15 protein-coding genes and 1 pseudogene are annotated in these 17,768 nt (G+C 68.8%); 6 read left to right on the top strand and 10 right to left on the bottom strand.

Annotation, left to right across the window (positions count from 1 at the left end):
• Nucleotides 1-126 precede the first annotated feature (126 nt).
• The 3 genes from HZU84_RS06200 to HZU84_RS06190 all read left to right on the top strand — a co-directional run bounded on the left by HZU84_RS06200 (nucleotide 127) and on the right by HZU84_RS06190 (nucleotide 3,345).
• Complete coding sequence (locus HZU84_RS06200; protein WP_180692816.1) at nucleotides 127-1,191, top strand: GNAT family N-acetyltransferase; 1,065 nt, start codon at nucleotides 127-129, stop codon at nucleotides 1,189-1,191.
• Nucleotides 1,192-1,259: 68 nt separating this feature from the next.
• Entirely contained in the window at nucleotides 1,260-1,838 is a 579-nt protein-coding gene (locus HZU84_RS06195; protein WP_149503529.1) for a hypothetical protein, read from the top strand.
• A 1-nt stretch (nucleotide 1,839) separates the two neighbouring features.
• Nucleotides 1,840-3,345, top strand: a complete 1,506-nt coding sequence (locus HZU84_RS06190; RefSeq protein WP_149503528.1) for a hypothetical protein — start codon at nucleotides 1,840-1,842, stop codon at nucleotides 3,343-3,345.
• A gap of 31 nt (nucleotides 3,346-3,376) precedes the next feature.
• Here HZU84_RS06190 and HZU84_RS06185 read toward each other — a convergent pair whose 3' ends face one another.
• Nucleotides 3,377-4,483 carry a tyrosine-type recombinase/integrase gene (locus tag HZU84_RS06185; RefSeq protein ID WP_180692815.1) on the bottom strand — a complete coding sequence of 369 codons (1,107 nt, stop codon included), beginning with the start codon at nucleotides 4,481-4,483 and terminating at the stop codon, nucleotides 3,377-3,379.
• A 233-nt stretch (nucleotides 4,484-4,716) separates the two neighbouring features.
• Here HZU84_RS06185 and nadC point away from each other — a divergent pair, with 233 nt between their 5' ends.
• On the top strand, nucleotides 4,717-5,610 hold the full coding sequence (nadC, locus tag HZU84_RS06180) for a carboxylating nicotinate-nucleotide diphosphorylase (protein WP_180692814.1): 894 nt from the start codon (nucleotides 4,717-4,719) through the stop codon (nucleotides 5,608-5,610).
• A gap of 16 nt (nucleotides 5,611-5,626) precedes the next feature.
• Here the strand turns inward: nadC and HZU84_RS06175 are convergent, their stop codons facing one another.
• Together HZU84_RS06175 and exaC are read right to left on the bottom strand one after the other, a co-directional pair.
• Nucleotides 5,627-6,025: a DUF779 domain-containing protein gene (locus HZU84_RS06175; RefSeq protein ID WP_375139021.1), complete on the bottom strand. Its 399-nt coding sequence runs from the start codon at nucleotides 6,023-6,025 to the stop codon at nucleotides 5,627-5,629.
• Nucleotides 6,026-6,126: 101 nt separating this feature from the next.
• The gene (gene exaC, locus HZU84_RS06170) at nucleotides 6,127-7,647 is read right to left on the bottom strand and encodes an acetaldehyde dehydrogenase ExaC (RefSeq protein ID WP_149503526.1); all 1,521 of its coding nucleotides are present in this window, start codon (nucleotides 7,645-7,647) and stop codon (nucleotides 6,127-6,129) included.
• 409 nt (nucleotides 7,648-8,056) lie between these two features.
• Here exaC and HZU84_RS06165 point away from each other — a divergent pair, with 409 nt between their 5' ends.
• Nucleotides 8,057-9,994, top strand: coding sequence for a sigma-54-dependent Fis family transcriptional regulator (locus HZU84_RS06165; protein WP_180692813.1), 1,938 nt, complete (start codon nucleotides 8,057-8,059; stop codon nucleotides 9,992-9,994).
• On the opposite strand, the gene ribA is transcribed toward HZU84_RS06165, so the two are convergent.
• The gene (gene ribA / locus HZU84_RS06160; RefSeq protein WP_149503524.1) at nucleotides 9,934-10,647 is read right to left on the bottom strand and encodes a GTP cyclohydrolase II; all 714 of its coding nucleotides are present in this window, start codon (nucleotides 10,645-10,647) and stop codon (nucleotides 9,934-9,936) included. The genes HZU84_RS06165 and ribA overlap by 61 nt on opposite strands.
• Nucleotides 10,648-10,720: 73 nt before the next feature.
• The gene (locus HZU84_RS06155) at nucleotides 10,721-11,962 is read right to left on the bottom strand and encodes an acyl-CoA dehydrogenase family protein (protein WP_149503523.1); all 1,242 of its coding nucleotides are present in this window, start codon (nucleotides 11,960-11,962) and stop codon (nucleotides 10,721-10,723) included.
• A 261-nt stretch (nucleotides 11,963-12,223) separates the two neighbouring features.
• Between HZU84_RS06155 and HZU84_RS06150 the strand changes: the two genes are divergently transcribed.
• Nucleotides 12,224-12,730, top strand: a complete 507-nt coding sequence (locus HZU84_RS06150) for a tellurite resistance TerB family protein (RefSeq protein WP_149503522.1) — start codon at nucleotides 12,224-12,226, stop codon at nucleotides 12,728-12,730.
• Nucleotides 12,731-12,860: 130 nt separating this feature from the next.
• Here the strand turns inward: HZU84_RS06150 and HZU84_RS21095 are convergent.
• From HZU84_RS21095 to HZU84_RS06130, 5 genes and pseudogenes are all read right to left on the bottom strand, one after another.
• Nucleotides 12,861-12,965, bottom strand: a pseudogene (locus tag HZU84_RS21095) (aldo/keto reductase); the annotation flags it as partial.
• A 67-nt stretch (nucleotides 12,966-13,032) separates the two neighbouring features.
• On the bottom strand, nucleotides 13,033-13,494 hold the full coding sequence (locus HZU84_RS06145; RefSeq protein ID WP_149503520.1) for a response regulator: 462 nt from the start codon (nucleotides 13,492-13,494) through the stop codon (nucleotides 13,033-13,035).
• Nucleotides 13,491-15,275 carry a sensor histidine kinase gene (locus tag HZU84_RS06140; protein ID WP_149503519.1) on the bottom strand — a complete coding sequence of 595 codons (1,785 nt, stop codon included), beginning with the start codon at nucleotides 15,273-15,275 and terminating at the stop codon, nucleotides 13,491-13,493. Before HZU84_RS06140 ends, HZU84_RS06145 begins: the two co-directional genes overlap by 4 nt.
• A gap of 35 nt (nucleotides 15,276-15,310) precedes the next feature.
• Nucleotides 15,311-16,237 (bottom strand): LysR family transcriptional regulator, encoded by a 927-nt coding sequence (locus tag HZU84_RS06135; RefSeq protein WP_149503518.1) that lies wholly within the window; start codon nucleotides 16,235-16,237, stop codon nucleotides 15,311-15,313.
• Between the two features lie 25 nt (nucleotides 16,238-16,262).
• On the bottom strand, nucleotides 16,263-17,606 hold the full coding sequence (locus HZU84_RS06130; RefSeq protein ID WP_149503517.1) for an O-antigen ligase family protein: 1,344 nt from the start codon (nucleotides 17,604-17,606) through the stop codon (nucleotides 16,263-16,265).
• Nucleotides 17,607-17,768 lie beyond the last annotated feature (162 nt).

Genomic DNA, 17,768 nt, shown 5'->3' with positions numbered 1-17,768 from the left:
CATAGTTGATGATTACCATTGGTTACCATGAATGCGCTGGCCGATCACATTGCTTTGCAGAAGTTTCACGCTGTCCAGGAGATCGGCGCGACGAGCTTCCGTCTCGAACGAGGCCTGCACGGCTGGATGAGGCTGCAGTCCCGCTGGCAGGCGATGCTGCTTGGCGGCACGCAGACCGACTGCGTCTTCCGGCAGCCCGTCTGGCATGGCGCCCGGCTGCGCCATCTCTGCAACGATCCGGACGAGCTGTTCTTCGTCTGTGCCGAGCGTCAGGGCCGTCTGCTGGCAGTGCTGCCGCTGGCGCTGTCGCAGAGAGCCGTGGGGCGAATGACCGCCATCCGGGAGCTGCGCACTCCGGTGCATGCGCATCAGCTGCTCTGCGACATCGCGCTGGCGCCGGATCAGGACATCCACCGCCTCTGGACCCAGATGCGCGCCTGGCTACAGGGGGCTGGCGCCCGCCAGCTGCCCGCGTGGGATCTGCTGCGCATCGACGGCGTGCCCGGCGTCAGCGCGCTGGACCGGGCGCTGTGCGCCCAGGCCGGCACACACCAGCACACGCAGCTGCTGCGCCACAGCGCCTGGCTGGACTGCAGCGGCACGGTCGACCAGGCGCTGGAGCGGGTGTCGCGCAGCCATCATGGCAATGTGCGGCGCCTGCAGCGCCGCGCGATGTCGCGGGGCGCGCTGCGCTTCGAGGTGGTGAGCGATCCGGCGGCGCTGCCTCAGGCGCTGTCGCATTTTCTGCAGGTCGAGTCTTCAGGCTGGAAGGGCGAACGCGGCACCGCGATCGCCGCCTGCGAGGGGCTGAGCGGCTTCTACCGGACGCTGGCGGAGCAGTTCGGCCGGCATCGCAGCTGCCGCATCCATCTGCTGTGGCTGGACGACCGGGTGATCGCGGCGCAGTTCGTGCTGCTGGGCGCACGCACGATGAATCTGGTCAAGATCGCCTATCTCGAGGAAGAGTCGGACATCGCGCCCGGCCACCTGATCATGCGCGAAGCGATCGAGGCCGCCTGCGCCGATCCGGGCATCGACCGGCTCAGCTTTGTCTCGAGCCCCTCCTGGGCGCATCTGTGGAAACCGCTGCAGGAGCCGGTCCGCCAGCATCTGATCTTCCGCGACAGCCTGAGGGGCTGGCTGCTGCACCGGCTGCACGAGCACCGCCACCAGCCCGTTCAGGCCGGCTGAATGGCGAGGCGGATTCATCCATGCGATGATCCGCCCCCGATTCGATCCCGATTCCTCCCCTCACCGCCTTGATCTCCCGCTGGATACACCGCCGCGCCGTCATCGGCTTCCTGCTGCTGCCCTGGCTGACCCTGGTGCTGGCCCTGGGCGGGCTGGCCGCTGTCGATCTTCTGCTGGGCGATGGCGTGCTGGCGCAGCAATGGGCGCAGGAGCCGCGTCGCGAACTGCTGCGCCAGCTCGGCCTGGATCTGCTCTGGATCGTCGGCGCCCTCTATCTGCTGGGCGCACTGCCCTGGCTGGGCGGCCTGCTGCTGGGGGCGCTGCCTGCACCGAGTTCCGGCCTGCTGCTGATGCTGATCTGCGGCGCCGCGGGTCTCGGGCTCGGGCTGTTCGCCGGGCTGTCGGTGCTGCAGCCGCAGTCCCTGGTGCTGGGCGGCGTCTGCGCGCTGGCGGGGCTGCTGTATGCGCTGAGCACCCGCCGCGCCCGCGTCCGGCCGGCTCGCCGTCTTCCGGTGTCCGTCTTCCAGGAAGAGGATGCCGTGGCGGCGACGACGCCCAGCCGGCCGGCCCGGACACGGGCCCCGGCACCTCTGCCGGTCCTGACCGAGCGCCACGATGCGCCGACCACGCTTCCAGCGGAGCACTGACATGTCCCGCCTGATGTCCTCGCCGCGCAGGTCGGCGTTCTCCCGGCTGGGGGCGACCATGCTGGCCGCGCTGGCGCTGATGAGCGGTGCCGTCAGCGCCGCACCGCAGGCCGCAGGCCGCTCGCATGTCTGGCTGGTGGGCGGCGGCCCCGATCCGGACGGCTCCCAGGGGCAGATCGAGCTCAATGTGCTCTGGGTGGCGGACATCGTGCGCTCGGTGGCGCCCGGGGCGACGCTGAAGGTGTATTTCGCCGATGCCTCGCCTGAAGTCCGCGATGTGCGGATCTGGAGCCGGCCGGCGGACAGCCGCGAGAATCTGCAGCCTCTGGCACGGATCTTCGGCCAGCAGGAATTCAACGGCAACCAGTACCGCAAGCACCGGGTACCGGACATCGTGCACGGTACCCGGGCCGATCTGCTGGCACCGTCGCTGGCGCGCGAATTCGGCGCGATGGGCCCTCAGGACCGGGGACTGTTCGTCTTCAACGGCCACGGCCTGCGCGATCTCTCCGACCGGGCCGGCAACACCCTGCGGCTGTGGGACGACACGCGCATGTCGGTGCGCGAGCTCGAGCGGCTGGCCACGAACGCGCCGCCCAGCGCGCCGCTGCGCTTCGTCTTCACCCAGTGCTATTCGGGCGGCTTCATGCGGCTGATCCGGCCGGACGCGCGCGACCTGCGCACGCTGGCCGCCTACAACCGCTGCGGCTTCGCGGCCGAATCGGCCGACCGGCTCTCCGAGGGCTGCTCGGCCAGCATCGAGGTTGGCGACTACCGCGACTACACCACCTATTTCTTCGCGGCGCTGAGCGGGCGCCATCGCTCCGGCCAGCCGCTGGAGCGCTCGCCCGATCGTGACCGCGACGGCCAGGTCACGCTGCACGAGGCCCATGTGCATGCGGTGATCGAGGGCTACAACGCCGATCTGCCGCGCTCGACCAGCGAGACCTATCTGGAGCGCTGGCAGCCGGCCTGGCTGCGCTACCTCGACACCACCAGCGAACCCGACAACGAATATGGCCGGCTGGCATCAGAACTGGCCTTGCGGCTGAAGCTGCCGGCGCGCGGCACGATGCTGCAGCGTGCCCTCGGCACTCGCCATGAGCAGCTGGGCCGGCGCCTGCAGGCGATCGACGAGCAGTCGCGCCAGCTCGAGGGCGAGATCAGCCGGCTGCAGGGCGATCTGAAGCGGGGTCTGGTGCAGCGCTGGCCGGAAGCCGCGCATGCGCACACCGCCGCCTATGTGCGCTTTCTGGCCACCGAGCTGGGCGCAGCGCAGGCCTATGTGACCGCCCGCCCCGACTATGCGCAGCTGGTCGAGCGCCAGGATCGGCATGCCGCGCTGGAGCTGGAGCGCGTGGCGGTCGACCGCGACCTGACGCAGCTCGACAAGGTGCTGCGCCTGCGTCAGCTCTCGCGCCTGCTCGATCAGTTCGAGCGCTTCGCCACGCCGTCCGCACGGCGCGAGTACCAGCGGCTGATCCGCTGCGAGCGCACGCCGCTCTGAGCGACGGCGCGACGGCGCTCCTGATCGCTGCTCAGGCCAGGCCGGCCACCGGTGCGGTGAGCAGATGGCGGTAGCGCTTCATCGGGCCGGTATCGACATAGCCCATCCAGCGCGCGACATCCTCCTCGGCATGACCCGCCTGGAGCTGACGCACCGCAAAGGTGTGGCGCAGCCTGAAGGGCGCACCGCCCTCGATGGCCAGCGCATCGAGCTGCGCGACCGCCGCGCGGTGGCAGGCCGGATGTGACCAGGGCTTGCCCGACAGGGTCGACGGGAAGACCCACTCGGAGCACTGCATTTCCGCGCCCAGCATGCGCCGGGCCGCCAGCCAGAGGCGAAGCTGGCGGGCGGCCCACGCCGCCAGCGGCACCTGATGCTCCGGACTGCTGCCATCGGCGACGATGGTGAGCCGCCAGGGCAGATCCGGATCACGATCGCCGTGACCGCCGCCGCAGCTCACGTCGCGCGACCGCAGCGCCCGGACCTGCCCGGGCGCCAGCCCGGCACCCAGCATCAGCGCCAGCGCGCAGCGGTCGCGCAGGACTTTCCAGGACGCGCCGGCAGCGGGGTCCAGCGACTGGAATTCGGTGCAGTGCGCGATCAGGGCATCGCACTGGGCATCGGTCAGCACCTCCGGCACCGGCGTCAGCGCGGCGGCATTGGCATGGCAGAACGGCGGCTCCTGCATCAGGGCCAGCGCGGGTTCAAAGGCAGGCTGATCCTCCTGCTCGCGGGCGTGGTTGAGCACCCGGTCGATCAGCTGCAGCAGTCGCCAGGCGTAGCGCGGCGTCAGTTCGGTGCGGCTGCGCCGGGTGCGGACCTGCCGCAGCGGCCGGATGGCCTCATGCTCGAGAAAGGCCAGCAGCGCCTGCCGGTCGAGCGCTTCCCTGCCGTCCGCAGCAGGCGGTCGCAGCGGATCGAGCCGGATGAGGCGCTCGCCGCCAGACGGCTCGGCCTGAGGCGGCACGCAGAAAGCGATGAAGGCCTGCCACATGTCGGCATAGATGCGTGCCGACTCCTCGCGCAGCCGGCCATTGCCGCGGGGCCCCCGGGCGGGCGCCGAATCGATCCAGGAATGGAAGCAGGCCTCAAGCCGGGCGACCAGCTGATCGGCCGGGGCAGGTTCGAACAGGGGCAAGGTGGCAGCATCCATAAAAAGATACTAACGAAAATAATTTTTCAAGACAAGGCCATTGCGGTCTTTCCCTGTAGATCATTCCCGAATCAAAGCTGTTAGTATTTTAAATGACCATGAAAGCACGCTCCGTCACAAAGCAGGCCTCCCTGCATGGCGGCATGAACCGGCGCTCTGCGCGAATGGCTCAGAATCGCGCATTCACGAAAGCCCGCCAGAAAAGGAAAAAATCGCTCATGAACACCGTCAGCCTGCCCGCCGACCTGCAACTGTGCGTCGAGAACGCCCTGGCCGAAGACATCGGCAGCGGCGACGTGACCTCGGTGCTGCTGTCGCGAGCCCAGCAGGTCACCGCCCAGGTGACGGTCCGCGAAGCGGCGGTGCTGTGCGGGCAGCCCTGGTTCGATGCGGTCTTCCGCACACTCGATCCCTCGATCCTGATCGAGTGGACGGTTCCGGAAGGCTCGGCGGTTCAGGCCGACGACCTGCTGTGCACCCTGTCGGGACCGGCGCGCGCGATCTTCACCGGCGAACGCACCGCGCTGAACTTCCTGCAGACCCTGTCGGGCACCGCGACCTCGGTGCGACGCTATGTGGAGGCGGTCGGCACGACCGGCACCTGCATCGTCGATACCCGCCAGACCCTGCCCGGCCTGCGCAGCGCGCAGAAATATGCGGTGCTGGCTGGCGGCGGCCTGAACCACCGCCTGGGTCTGCATGACGGCTTCCTGATCGAGGATGTGCACATCGCCTCGGCCGGCGGCCTGCGCGAGGCGATCACCTTCGCCCGCGCGCTCGGGCTGAACGTACCGATCATGGCCGAGATCCGCACCCGCGAGGACACGCTGATCGCGCTCGACGAGGACATCGAGCTGATCCTGGTCGAGAGCCTGCCCCAGGAACTGGTGCGCACCGTGGCGCGCATGGTGCGCGAGCACCGGGAGTGCGGCGGTCGCACGCTGGTCGAGTATTCCGGCGGCATCTCGCTGGAGACGGTGCGCGCGCTGGCGGAGACCGGCGTCGACCGCATCGCGGTTGGCTCGATCACCAAGCACCTGCGCGCGGTCGATGTGACGATGCGCATCAGCCGGGAGCAGCCGGCCGCCGCCCCCTCCCCTGCGGCGGGCTGAACGGACAGAGCGCCGCTCAGGGCCGGGGCAGCGGTGCCTCGGCCTCGAGGCGGGCGGACTCCTCGTCGGTGAACAGCCGCGAACGACTCAGAAAGGCCTTGCCCAGCGGGCCTTCCAGACTGAAGTTGTCGCCGCCCAGCGGTGCATCCACCGCATCGACGATCATCTGGCTGCTCTTCCAGTAGGCGTACTGGGAACTGCTCATGTAGAAGGGCATGCCGCCGATGTGGCCCAGCAGCACATCGCTCGGGCTGATGGCCAGCTCGCCCGGCAGATAGCAGTTGGGCGCGCTGTTGTCGCAGCAGCCGCTGGACTGGTAGAACATCAGCGCGCCATGGCGGGCCTGAAGCTGCGCGATCAGTGCCAGCGCGGCTTCAGTGGCGCTCACCCGCGTGAGGGGTGTCATGTCGCTCATGTCGTTTCTCCGCTCGTGAAAGGATGGATGAAGCCATGAAAAAGGGGGACCGAAGTCCCCCGAAGGCATGACAGCTCGTCAATCGATCAGGAGATGCCTGATCAGAAGAAGCCCAGCTTGTTCTCGCTGTAGGAGACCAGCAGGTTCTTGGTCTGCTGGTAGTGGTCCAGCATGACCTTGTGGGTCTCGCGGCCGATGCCCGATTCCTTGTAGCCGCCGAAGGCGGCGTGCGCCGGGTAGGCGTGGTAGCAGTTGGTCCACACGCGGCCGGCCTTGATCGCGCGGCCCATGCGGTAGGCGGTGTTGCCGTTGCGGCTCCACACACCGGCGCCCAGACCGTAGACGGTGTCGTTGGCGATCGCCAGCGCGTCGGCCTCGTCACGGAAGGTGGTCACGGCCAGCACCGGGCCGAAGATCTCCTCCTGGAAGATGCGCATCTTGTTGTGGCCCTTGAACAGGGTCGGCTGGATGTAGTAGCCGCCGGCCAGCTCGCCGCCGAGCTGGGCGCGGTCGCCGCCGATCAGCACCTGCGCGCCTTCCTGCTTGCCCAGTTCGAGGTAGCTGCTGATCTTGTCGATCTGCATCTGCGAGGCCTGCGCGCCGATCATGGTGTCGGTGTCGAGCGGGCTGCCCTGCTTGATGGCGGCCACGCGCGGCAGCACGCGCGCCATGAACTCGTCGTAGATCGATTCCTGGATGACCGCGCGCGACGGGCAGGTGCAGACCTCGCCCTGGTTGAACGCGAACAGCACCAGACCTTCGATCGCCTTGTCCAGGAAGGCGTCATCCTTGTCCATGACGTCGGCGAAGAAGATGTTGGGCGACTTGCCGCCCAGCTCCAGCGTGGCCGGGATCAGGTTCGACGCGGCGGCCTGGGCGATGACCTTGCCGGTGGCGGTCGAGCCGGTGAAGGCGATCTTGGCGATGCGCTTCGAGGTGGCCAGCGGCATGCCGGCTTCGCGACCGAAACCGTTGACGATGTTCAGCACGCCCGGCGGCAGCAGGTCGGCGATCAGCTCGGTCAGCACCAGGATCGAGATCGGGGTCGACTCGGCCGGCTTCAGCACCACGCAGTTGCCCGCGCCCAGCGCCGGGGCCAGCTTCCACGCCGCCATCAGGATCGGGAAGTTCCACGGAATGATCTGGCCGACCACGCCCAGCGGCTCGTGGTAGTGGTAGGCGACCGTGTTCTCGTCGACTTCGGACAGCGAGCCTTCCTGGCCACGCAGGCAGCCGGCGAAGTAGCGGAAATGGTCGACCGCCAGCGGAATGTCGGCGTTGAGCGTCTCGCGGATCGGCTTGCCGTTGTCGACGGTCTCGGCGTAGGCCAGCATCTCGAGGTTCTGCTCGAGGCGATCGGCGATCTTCAGCAGGATGTTGGAGCGCTCGGTGACCGAGGTCTTGGCCCACTTGTCGGCCGCGGCGTGCGCAGCGTCCAGCGCCAGCTCGACGTCCGCTTCGTTCGAGCGGGCGGCCTGGGTGTAGACCTGGCCATTGACCGGCGTGACGACGTCGAAGTACTGGCCGGCAACCGGCGCAACCCACTTGCCGCCGATGAAGTTGTCGTAGCGCGGCTTGTACTGGACCTTGGCGCCCGGGGTGTTCGGATTCGCGTAGAGCATCGATGTCTCCTTCAGTGTTGATGCCAGGGGTTGGGATGCCACCTCCATTGCGAAGGTCGTGCCAGCCCGTGAATCCGGCGCATTCCGGCGGCTCTCCGCCCCCAGGATCGACCCTTCAGGCAGGAATGGCCCGTTTCCTGCTGGAAAGCTGTTCACCGCTCATTCAGTGACCAACCTGACGATCCGTACTGTCATTCGCCGAGACAGTACATACCCGATGCCGCTGCACAAGGCGAAACCTGTCACGGATCGGACCATGAGCGGCTGACTCCTGACGAGACAATCGGCACGAAAACACATAAGGGTAAACACTGAAATGAAGCATTCCGGACGTCCTGCGGGGGGCAAGACGCCACGACTGAAGCCCCTGAAACAGGCCTTGCTGCGCGGCGAGCCCCACGCCGGCCCTGTGCCGCTGACCCCGCTGCTGCAACGCTCCTGGCAGCGCAGCCAGGAAGCCGGACTGACGCCAGCCGGCCTGGGCAGCGCCGGGCCGCATGCCTCGGCGGTGCAGCTCGCGCGGGCGCGCGACCGCCATCACGAGCTGATCGCGCACGCGCGGCCGGTACTGGAATTCCTGTTCGAGCAGACCCGCGGCACCGACAGCGTGGTGCTGCTGGCCGATGCGCAGGGCATGCTGCTGGACGCGATCGGCGACACCGGCTTCAGCCAGCGCGCGGCCCGGGTGGCGCTGCGCCCCGGCGCGATCTGGCACGAGCAGTGGCGCGGCACCAACGCGATCGGCACCTGCCTGGCCGAGGAGCAGGCGCTGGTGATCCACGGCGACGAGCACTATCTGGACCGCAACGGCTTCCTGACCTGTGCCGCCTCGCCGATCGTTGATCCGGCCGGGCGCATCATCGGCGCGCTCGACATCAGCAGCGACCACCGCCAGGCGCACCGGCACACGCTCGGGCTGGTGCGCTCGGCTGCGCGCATGATCGAGCAGCGCCTGTTCGAGACCCGCCATGCGCAGGGTCTGCGACTGCGCTTTCATTCCCGGCCCGAGGGCATTGCCAGCCTGACCGAAGGCCTGATGGCGCTGTCGGACGATGGCTGGGTGATCGGCGCCAATGCGGCGGCGCTGTCGATGCTGAAGCTGGAGCGCGGCCACATCGGCGCGCTGCGCGCAGACAGCCTCTTCGGCCTGGACCTGCGCAGCATCGAGGCGATGGCACGCACGCCTGCCGAGCCGCGGGCGCTGCGCTGTCCGGACGGCACGATGCTGTGGCTGCGGGTCGACCGCAGTCACAGCATCGAGGTCATGGCGCGCCGCACCGATCGCCAGCCCGACGATGCCCTGCCGCCGTCGCCCTCGCCTTCGTCGTCGGACAGGTCAGCGCAGACGACACAGGACAGGCCAGGACAGGACGACGCGCTGTCCGGCTTCGCGCTGGGCGATCCGACGCTGCGCCAGATCGTCGGCCGGCTGCGGCGCCTGAGCGGCGCGCCGGTCGGACTGGTGCTGCAGGGCGAATCCGGCAGCGGCAAGAGCGCACTGGCCCAGGCGGTGCACCGCAGCGGCCCGCGCCGCGACGGGCCGCTGCGGACGCTGCACTGCGCCAGCCTGGATGCCGATCTGCTGGACGACACTCTGTTCGGCCGACCGCTGGAGCGCCCGCCGGCGCCGGGCCTGCTGCGCAGCGCACGAGGCGGCACGCTGGTGCTCGACGAGGTGGCGGATCTGCCGCTGCCGCTGCAGGCGCGGCTGCTGCGAGCGCTGCAGGACGACATGCTGGCGCCGCTGCCGGGCGAGCCGGCCCAGCCGCTCGATGTCGCGCTGATCTGCACCAGCCGGCGTCGGCTGATCGACGAGGTGGCCTGCGGCCGGCTGCGCGAGGATCTGTACTACCGGCTCAACGGCCTGACGCTGATGCTGCCGCCGCTGCGCGAGCGCAGCGATCTGGCCGCGCTGTGCCGCCAACTGCTCGACGCGGCGGGCTCGGCGGCGGCGGTGCATCCCGATCTGCTCGAGCCTCTGGCGCACTACCCCTGGCCGGGCAACGGGCGCCAGCTCGCCAATGCGCTGCGCGCGGCCAGCGTGCAGCTCGAGCCGCATGAGCGCATGATCCGCCTCGAACATCTGCCGGATGATCTGCGCGAGGAGCTGGCCACGCTCGCGCAGCAGCCGATGCAGGACCTGAAAGGCATCAAAGGCGGCCTGGGCGGGCCGGGCCGCGCGGAACGCGCGCTGCCCGATGCGGCCGAGGTGGCCCGCACGGTGGCCGCCTGCAAAGGCAATCTCTCAGAGGCGGCACGCCGGCTCGGCATCAGCCGCAACACCGTCTACCGGCGGCTGCGCGAAGCCGGGGAGGGCACCGCAGCGGACGACAGCGCCAGCAGGTGACCCATCTTCTCGCGCTTGGTCGCGAGATAGGCGGCGTTCTCGGGGTTGGCGTCGATCTCGTGCGGCTCGCGCTGCACCACCTCCAGCCCCTGCTGCTGCAGCGCCAGCAGCTTGATGGGGTTGTTGCTCATCAGACTGACCGAGGCCACGCCGAGGTCCTGCAGGATCTCGGCGGCCGCCTCGAAGCGGCGGCTGTCGGGTGCATGGCCCAGCGCCAGATTGGCCTCGACGGTGTCCAGGCCCTGGTCCTGCAGCGTGTAGGCGCGCAGCTTCTCGTCGATGCCGATGCCGCGGCCCTCATGTCCGCGCATGTAGATCACCACGCCCCGGCCGGCCTGGCTGATGCGCTGCAGCGCCAGGCGCAGCTGCGGGCCGCAGTCGCAGCGCAGCGAGCCGAAGATGTCGCCGGTCAGGCATTCGGAATGCACGCGCACCAGCACCTCGCGCGCGCCGGCCAGCTCGCCGCAGTGAATAGCCATGTGCTCGATGCCGGTGCTGCGGTCGAAGTAAGAGGAAATGGTGAAGTCGCCATGCTCGGTGGGCAGGCGTGCACTCGGGCCGCGCCGGACATGGGCATGCGCATGTTCGGCAGCCGCCTCAGGGGCGTCAGCGGCCGGCTCGCTGGCCGGCCGGAAGGTCGTTTCGGGCTTCATCGCAACATCGTCGGTCGGGAGCGGCATTGTCGCCGCATCCACGCTGGCGTGCAGGCGCCCGAGGCGCCGCACCTCAGCCGGCCGTGCGGCCGCGCCCGGTGCGCCGGCCGATCTCGAGCTTGGCGATGGCATTGCGATGCACCTCGTCCGGCCCGTCGACCAGCCGCACGGTGCGCTGGTGCGCATACATCTCCGACAGCCAGCTGTCCTGGCTGAGCCCCGCCGCACCATGGGCCTGGATCGCCCAGTCGACCACCTGGCAGGACACCTTGGGCGCCACCACCTTGATCATCGCGATCTCGGCCCGCGCGCCCTTGTTGCCGACGGTGTCCATCATCTTCGCGGCATTCATCGTCAGAAGCCGGGCCTGATCGATCATGCAGCGCGACTCGGCGATGCGCTCATGCCAGATCGACTGCGCCGACAGCGGCTGCCCGAAGGCGACGCGGGCGCTCAGGCGGTCGATCATCAGCTCCAGCGCACGCTCGGCCGCGCCGATCGAGCGCATGCAGTGGTGAATGCGTCCCGGGCCCAGCCGCCCCTGCGCGATCTCGAAGCCGCGTCCCTCGCCGAGCAGGATGTTGGCGGCCGGCACCCGCACATTCTCCAGCAGCACCTCCATGTGGCCGTGCGGCGCGTCGTCGTAGCCGAAGACGCTCAAGGGGCGCAGCACCGTCACGCCCGGCGTGTCGCGCGGCACCAGGATCATCGACTGCTGCAGATGGCGCGCCGCCTCGGGATCGGTCTTGCCCATCACGATGAAGATCTCGCATTTCGGGTGGCCGGCCCCGGACGAGAACCATTTGCGGCCATTGATGACATAGTCGTCGCCGTCGCGCCGGATCGAGCACTCGATGTTGGTCGCATCCGACGAGGCCACCGCCGGCTCGGTCATCAGGAAGGCCGAGCGGATCCGGCCGTCGAGCAGCGGCTCGAGCCAGCGTGCCTTCTGGGCCTCGGTGCCGTAGCGCTCGAGCGTCTCCATGTTGCCGGTGTCGGGCGCCGAGCAGTTGAAGACCTCGCCGGACCAGATCACCCGGCCCATCAGCTCGCACAGCGGCGCGTAGTCGAAGTTGGACACCCCGCCCTCGCCCTTGTGCGCATGCGGCAGGAACAGGTTCCACAGGCCGGCCTCGCGGGCCAGCGGCTTGAGGGCCTCCACCAGCGGCACCGGCTGCCACGGATTGCCCGCGGCCCGCAGCGCATGCATCTGCTGCTCGTGGAGGGCCTCGTTCGGGAAGATGTGACGATCGAAGAAGGCCTGCAGGCGCTCGAGCAGCTCGCGGCCGCGCTCGGTGGGGGCGATCAGGGACATGGCAACAGATCCTCGGCTGGGTTCCTGGCGGGATGGACGGATCCGATTGAAGCACCGGCCCTGCAGGGGCGGCGTCACGCAGGCGACGGGCCCGCGCTGCAAAAAAATCGCATCCCCCTCTGGAACTTCAGGCCGACGGGGCCATCTGATGGCGCGGGGAGAAGCTCGCGGACCGGCCTCGGGCAGGCTGGACAAGCTTCACGACTTTTCTCCGCTTCCGACAATTTCCGAAAACCACTGCATTCCACAGGAGCCAGCACAATGGGTCTGTTCGACATGTTCAAGAGCGATTCCGGCGACAAGATGACGCCGCACCTCGCCTTCACCACCTCGCTGATCTACATGATGAGCGCCGATGGCGAGATGGACAGCGAGGAAGTGGGCCATCTGCTGTCGGTGCTCGGCGGCAAGGACGACGGACGCGGCACGATCGGCGTGGGCGCGCAGAACCAGGCCCTGCTGGACTCGGCGCTGAAGTACCGCCGCAAGAACTCGCTCGACACCTTCCTGGCCGAGGCCGCCCCGCTGCTGACCGACGCGCAGAAGATGTGCATCATGGTCAACCTGATCGACTCCTCGCTGGCCGACGGCCAGCCCGAGCCGGAAGAGCAGCAGATGTTCGGCAAGTTCCTGCAGGCCTTCGGCATCACCGAGGAGCGCTTCCGCCCCTTCTTCGAGGTCATCATGCTGAAGAACGACCGCTCGGTCTTCACCAACCAGAGCCACCCGAAGAACGCGCCGGGCTACCAGGTCAAGCTGTCGATGTGATCGTCGCCCCGGGGCCGTGCCTGGCCCGGGCGCAGCAAGAGGCGGCCTGCGGGCCGCCTCTGTCGTTTCAGCGCTGTGGTTTCAGGCCGGAAACTCTTCCGTGTCGATCTCGGTCTGGGTGGCACCGTTGTAGCGCGCGCCGGCCACGTTGCCCGGGTGGATCGCCATAGGCATGGCTGAGATTCATGCAGCCCAGCCCGATCGGCGCGACCTCGGCCGGACCGAGGCGGCGCAGCGGGCCAGCGGCCAGAAAGGGCGAGTGCGCAAGAGGCGCGGCAGAGGTCAAGGCCAGTCTCCTGAAATCAAATGCCCTGCACGACGGGCGGATGAGCCGACGGCGGCTGGTTCAGCAGGCACCAGTAGAGCTTGATCTGCGAGGTGACCTCGAGGAACTTGTCGAAGTCGACCGGCTTGACGATGTAGGAATTGGCCCCGTCGCCATAGGCCTGCGCGATGTCGCAGTCCTCGGCCGAGGAGGTCAGCACCACGATCGGCACGGTGCGTGCCAGGGCATGCTCGCGATAGCGGCGCAGCACCTCCAGACCGTCGACCTTGGGCAGCTTCAGATCGAGCAGCACCACCAGCGGCAGCGGCTCGCCGGCCTCCCAGCGCGCCAGCCAGGCCAGCGCCTCGGCACCGTCACGGGCAACCTCGAGCGGATTGACCAGCTGGCTGCGCGCGAAGGCGCGCCGGGTCAGGTCCAGATCGATCGGGTTGTCCTCGACCAGCAGGATGGCGCGGCGCACCGGCTCGCTCGAGATCATTGCGGCATCTCCAGATGGAAGACGGCACCACGGCCCGGCTCGCCCTGAGCCCAGACCCGGCCGCCCATGCGCTGCATCGCCTTGCGCACGATCGCCAGACCGATGCCGGTGCCGGGATAGGCCTCCGCGCGCTCCAGCCGCTGGAAGATCTCGAAGATCCGGTCGTGATACTGCATGTCGAAGCCGATGCCGTTGTCGTGGACAGAAAGCATAGCGCAGCCATCCTCGCCGTGGCTGACACGCAGCCGCACGCACGGCGGCTGGCTGCGGGCGCTGAACTTCAGCGCGTTGTCGATCAGGTTGCGCAGCACCATCGCCAGGCCGTCGGCATCGGCACAGGCCATGACCGGCGTGTCCGGCGCCTCGAGCTGCAGCACCCGCTCGAGACCCGGCCCCGAGCCCAGGCCGGGATCGTCGGCACGGCGCGCCTCGATCGCCCGCCGCGCCAAGTCGACCAGATCGACCCGGGTGCAGCGCACCTGACGCTGCTCGAGATGGCAGTAGGCCAGCAGGTCGTGGATCAGCTGGTTCATCTGGCCGACGCCGTGGCGGATGCGCGCCACCAGATCGCGCGCGCCGTCGTCGAGCAGATCGCCATGCACCAGCTGCAGCATGCGGCTGTAGCCGTCGATGCCGCGCAGCGGCGCCTTCAGGTCATGCGAAACGGTGTAGGTGAAGGTGGCCAGCTCGCGGTTGGCGGTGGCCAGATCGGCGGTGCGCTCGGCCACCCGCTGCTCCAGCTCGGCATGGAAGCGCCGCATCTGGAACTCGAGCTCCTTCGCCTCGGTGATGTCGTAGCAGTAGCCGATGAAGCCGAGAAAGCGGCCCTGGCTGTCATGCCGAGGCGAGCCGTCGTCGCGGATCCAGCGGTGGCGACCGTCGGCGGCGCGCAGCCGGTACTCCATGCTGAAGCTGCGCCGCGCGACGAATGCCGCCTTGTAGGTCAGCAGGCAGCGCTCGATGTCCTCCAGATGAACGCCCTCGGTCCAGCCGCTGCCCAGCTCCTGGGCCAGGGTGCGGCCGGTGAAGTTCAGCCAGGGCTGGTTGAAGTAGTCGCAGCCCATGTCCAGGCCGGAGGTCCAGATCAGCGCCGAGCCCTGGTCGGCGAGGGTGCGGAAATGCTGCTCGCTCTCGCGCAGCTCCTGCTCGAGGCGGAGCTGCGACTCCAGCAGCTCGACCAGCGCCAGCCGCGCCTGCTCGGCCGCGACCAGCAGGCCGCGCGACTCGTCGGCCATGCCGGCATGCAGCTCGACCATGCGGTCGCTGTCCTTCAGCGCCTCGACCTGCTGGGCAGCGGTGATGCGCTCATCGAGCAGGCGCGAGACATGCCGGCCCAGCAGCTCGAGCATCTCCAGCTGCTCAGGCTCGAGCCGGCGCGGCCGGTGATCAAGCACGCACAGCGCACCGAGCCGCTCGCCGCTGGCCAGACGCAGCGGCACCCCGGCGTAGAAGCGGTTGCGGTCGGCGGCCACCAGCGGGTTGCCGTGGAAGCGCGCGTCCTGGAAGGCATCCTCGCAGACCAGCGGCCCGTCCCCCAGCAGGGTGTGCGCGCAGGCCGAGATCGCCCGCGGCGTCTCGCTGACCGGCACATTGATGCGCGACTTGAACCACTGCCGATGCCGGTCGACCAGCGTGATCGCCGCCACCGGCGCGGCGCACAGCCGGGCGGCCAGCGCGGTCAGCTCGTCATAGAGCGGCTCGGCGGCGGTGTCGAGAATGGCGCAGCGCGCCAGCGCCTGCAGGCGCTGCTCCTCGTCGGTCGGGATCGGGGCAGGAATCATCGCGACGACACCTCCGCAAGAAATCGGCCCGGCGCTCAGCCCGGCAGCGAGCTGGCCGCCGCCGCCTGCGGCAGACCGCGCGCCAGATCCGACAGCAGCCGGGTCGCCTGGCGCAGCAGCGGCGTGGGCCGCTGGCGTGACGACACCGCCCGGCACAGGATGCTGCGCAACCCCGGATCGAGAATCGGCCGCACCGCCAGCAGGTCCGCGCGGCCGGAAGCCGCCACCGCGCTGGCGGTCAGCACCGCCTGGCCGTAGTCGGCACAGACCAGATCGATGATCGCCGCGACGCTGGAGACCTCCCAGGCGATGTCGAGCTGCAGCCCGGCATGCATCGCACGGGTCTCGAGCAGGCGCCGGATCACATGGGCGCGCTCGGGCAGCACCAGCTTCGCATCGGCCAGCTCGGCCATCGACAGCGGCCCGCGCCCGGCCGGGGCCGGCGCATCGGCGCGCTGCACCAGGCACAGCGGCTCCTCCAGCAGCGGCACGAACTCCAGCCCCGGCTGGGCCTCCGGGTTGTAGAGCAGGCCCAGATCGACCCGGCCCGAGGTGATCCACTCGACGATATGGGTCGACAGGCCCTCGACGACCGCCAGGCGGGCCCGGGGCATGCGGCGGCGAAAGCCGTCGATCAGCGGCAGCGTGAGCTGGCGGCCGATGGTCGGCGGCAGGCCGATGGTGATGCGGCCGACCGGCTCGTCGCGGTTGGAGGCCATGTCGGCGCGGGCCTCGCCGACGCGCTGCAGGATGGCCAGGCTGTGCTCGAGCAGGCGCTGGCCGGCCTCGGTCAGCGTCACGCCACGGCCGTTGCGCAGCAGCAGCGTCTCGCGCAGCTCGATCTCGAGCGCGCGCACCTGCCGGCTCAGCGCCGACTGCGCGATGCCGAGCACCACCGCGGCGCGGCTGAAGCTGCGCAGCTCGGCGACGTGCACGAAATAGTCCAGTTGTTTCAGATCCATGTCGGATCCGGAGTATGCCGCCCGATCAGTGCGAGCGCACGAACAGCATGACCCCGAAGATCGTCAGACCCATCAGCCGCAGCGTGTCGCGGCGCCAGTCGATGCTGAGCAGCGGCGCAGGCACCTGATGGGTCGGCATCGAGCGCACTGCGCAGTGCCAGGCGCCGATGCACAGCGCCAGCAGGAAGAACAGTGCCGGCCCGTAGGTGCGCGACAGGAACCAGGCACAGGTCAGATAGCCCACCATCGACGAGCGCAGCAGCGAGGCCGTCTGCCAGGCCGGACTGCCCGCCGGCAGCTGATCGAGCGTGCGGTTCAGACCCTTGAAGGTCAGCACGATCAGGCCCATCCAGACGAAGTAGCCCAGCAGGCCCAGCTCGGCGAAGCACAGCACGAAGGAGTTGTGCGCCGTCAGGTAGTTGTATTCGAGGTAGTTGCCGTAGCCCGCGCCGAACAGCGGATTGCGCTTGAGCAGATCCAGGCCGATCACCCAGGACTCGATGCGCTCCTCGGCCGACTTCTCCTTGCCGGAGAACTCCCGCCCGCCCGACATGTTGCCCAGCAGCTGCACCGACACCATCGAGCCCAGCAGCAGCACCGTCCTGGTCGTGCCCAGCGCCTTGCGCACGCCAAAGAACAGCAGCGAGGCCAGCCCGAGCAGCGCACCACGCGACTGGGTCAGGAAGATCGCGTAGACCATGAGCGCACCGGGCGCGATCACCCGCACCAGATTGTTCAGCCGCCGGTCCGGCCGCCAGCCCGCGCCCCACAGCATCGGCAGCGTCATCACCAGCACCTGGGCAAAATCGTTCGGGTCGGCCAGGAAGCCCACGCTCTTCAGTCGCCACAGGAACCAGCCCGACTTGTCGAGCGCCGGGATGACCGTCTTCAGGTCCGGCATCGTCGCCGGATCGTCGTTGTCATGCGCCGGCGCGGTCTGGCGCAGCACCAGCTTGTCCATGTTCTCGCCGGTGTGATAGGCCTGGATGCCGAAGACGCAGTTCAGCAGCATCGCCAGCACCACCGCGTTCATCGTCGACTTCAGCCGCTCCAGCGTGGTCAGGTTCAGCGCCGCCAGCAGGAACAGCATCGACGAGGTGCTGAAGTCGCTGATCGCGTCCATCGTGCCGCCGGACCAGGGCGACAGCAGCTTGGACACGCCGATCAGCGCCCACAGCCCGAAGATCAGCTTGAAGTGGATCGGACGGGCACCCGCTTCCTTCTTCGCGGCTGCGGCGACCACCGAGGTGATCACCGCCAGCAGCCACAGCCACAGCATCGGGCGCAGCTCGCCCAGCTCGGGCATGAACAGCTCCACCGGCCGGAAGAAGGTCAGCAGGATGTAGGCCTGGAACAGCTTGAAACTCATGATCGGGCGATCTTAGGAAGATCACCCCAAGGTACTAAGGGGTATTCCGACCCGGACACAGAAACCGCGGCCAAAAGTGATTTCTCGATTCAGGCCCCGTTTTCGCCCCGGGCAATTTGAAATATCTGAAACAGGATTCATCCCGCGGACCTGCTACGCTCG

It is taken from the genome of Sphaerotilus sulfidivorans (assembly GCF_013426975.1).
In the GTDB taxonomy this organism is placed as follows: Bacteria; Pseudomonadota; Gammaproteobacteria; order Burkholderiales; family Burkholderiaceae_C; genus Sphaerotilus; species Sphaerotilus sulfidivorans.
This window is presented reverse-complemented; position numbering and strand designations above follow the sequence as displayed.

Excerpts from the sequence above, each read along its gene's own strand:
- HZU84_RS06200 (WP_180692816.1), top strand. The coding sequence starts at position 127 with ATGAGGCTGCAGTCCCGCTGGCAGGCGATGCTGCTTGGCGGCACGCAG.
- HZU84_RS06190 (WP_149503528.1), top strand. The coding sequence starts at position 1,840 with ATGTCCCGCCTGATGTCCTCGCCGCGCAGGTCGGCGTTCTCCCGGCTG.
- nadC (WP_180692814.1), top strand. The coding sequence starts at position 4,717 with ATGAACACCGTCAGCCTGCCCGCCGACCTGCAACTGTGCGTCGAGAAC.
- HZU84_RS06175 (WP_375139021.1), bottom strand. The coding sequence starts at position 6,025 with ATGAGCGACATGACACCCCTCACGCGGGTGAGCGCCACTGAAGCCGCG.
- exaC (WP_149503526.1), bottom strand. The coding sequence starts at position 7,647 with ATGCTCTACGCGAATCCGAACACCCCGGGCGCCAAGGTCCAGTACAAG.
- ribA (WP_149503524.1), bottom strand. The coding sequence starts at position 10,647 with ATGAAGCCCGAAACGACCTTCCGGCCGGCCAGCGAGCCGGCCGCTGAC.
- HZU84_RS06155 (WP_149503523.1), bottom strand. The coding sequence starts at position 11,962 with ATGTCCCTGATCGCCCCCACCGAGCGCGGCCGCGAGCTGCTCGAGCGC.
- HZU84_RS06150 (WP_149503522.1), top strand. The coding sequence starts at position 12,224 with ATGGGTCTGTTCGACATGTTCAAGAGCGATTCCGGCGACAAGATGACG.
- HZU84_RS06145 (WP_149503520.1), bottom strand. The coding sequence starts at position 13,494 with ATGATCTCGAGCGAGCCGGTGCGCCGCGCCATCCTGCTGGTCGAGGAC.
- HZU84_RS06140 (WP_149503519.1), bottom strand. The coding sequence starts at position 15,275 with ATGATTCCTGCCCCGATCCCGACCGACGAGGAGCAGCGCCTGCAGGCG.
- HZU84_RS06135 (WP_149503518.1), bottom strand. The coding sequence starts at position 16,237 with ATGGATCTGAAACAACTGGACTATTTCGTGCACGTCGCCGAGCTGCGC.
- HZU84_RS06130 (WP_149503517.1), bottom strand. The coding sequence starts at position 17,606 with ATGAGTTTCAAGCTGTTCCAGGCCTACATCCTGCTGACCTTCTTCCGG.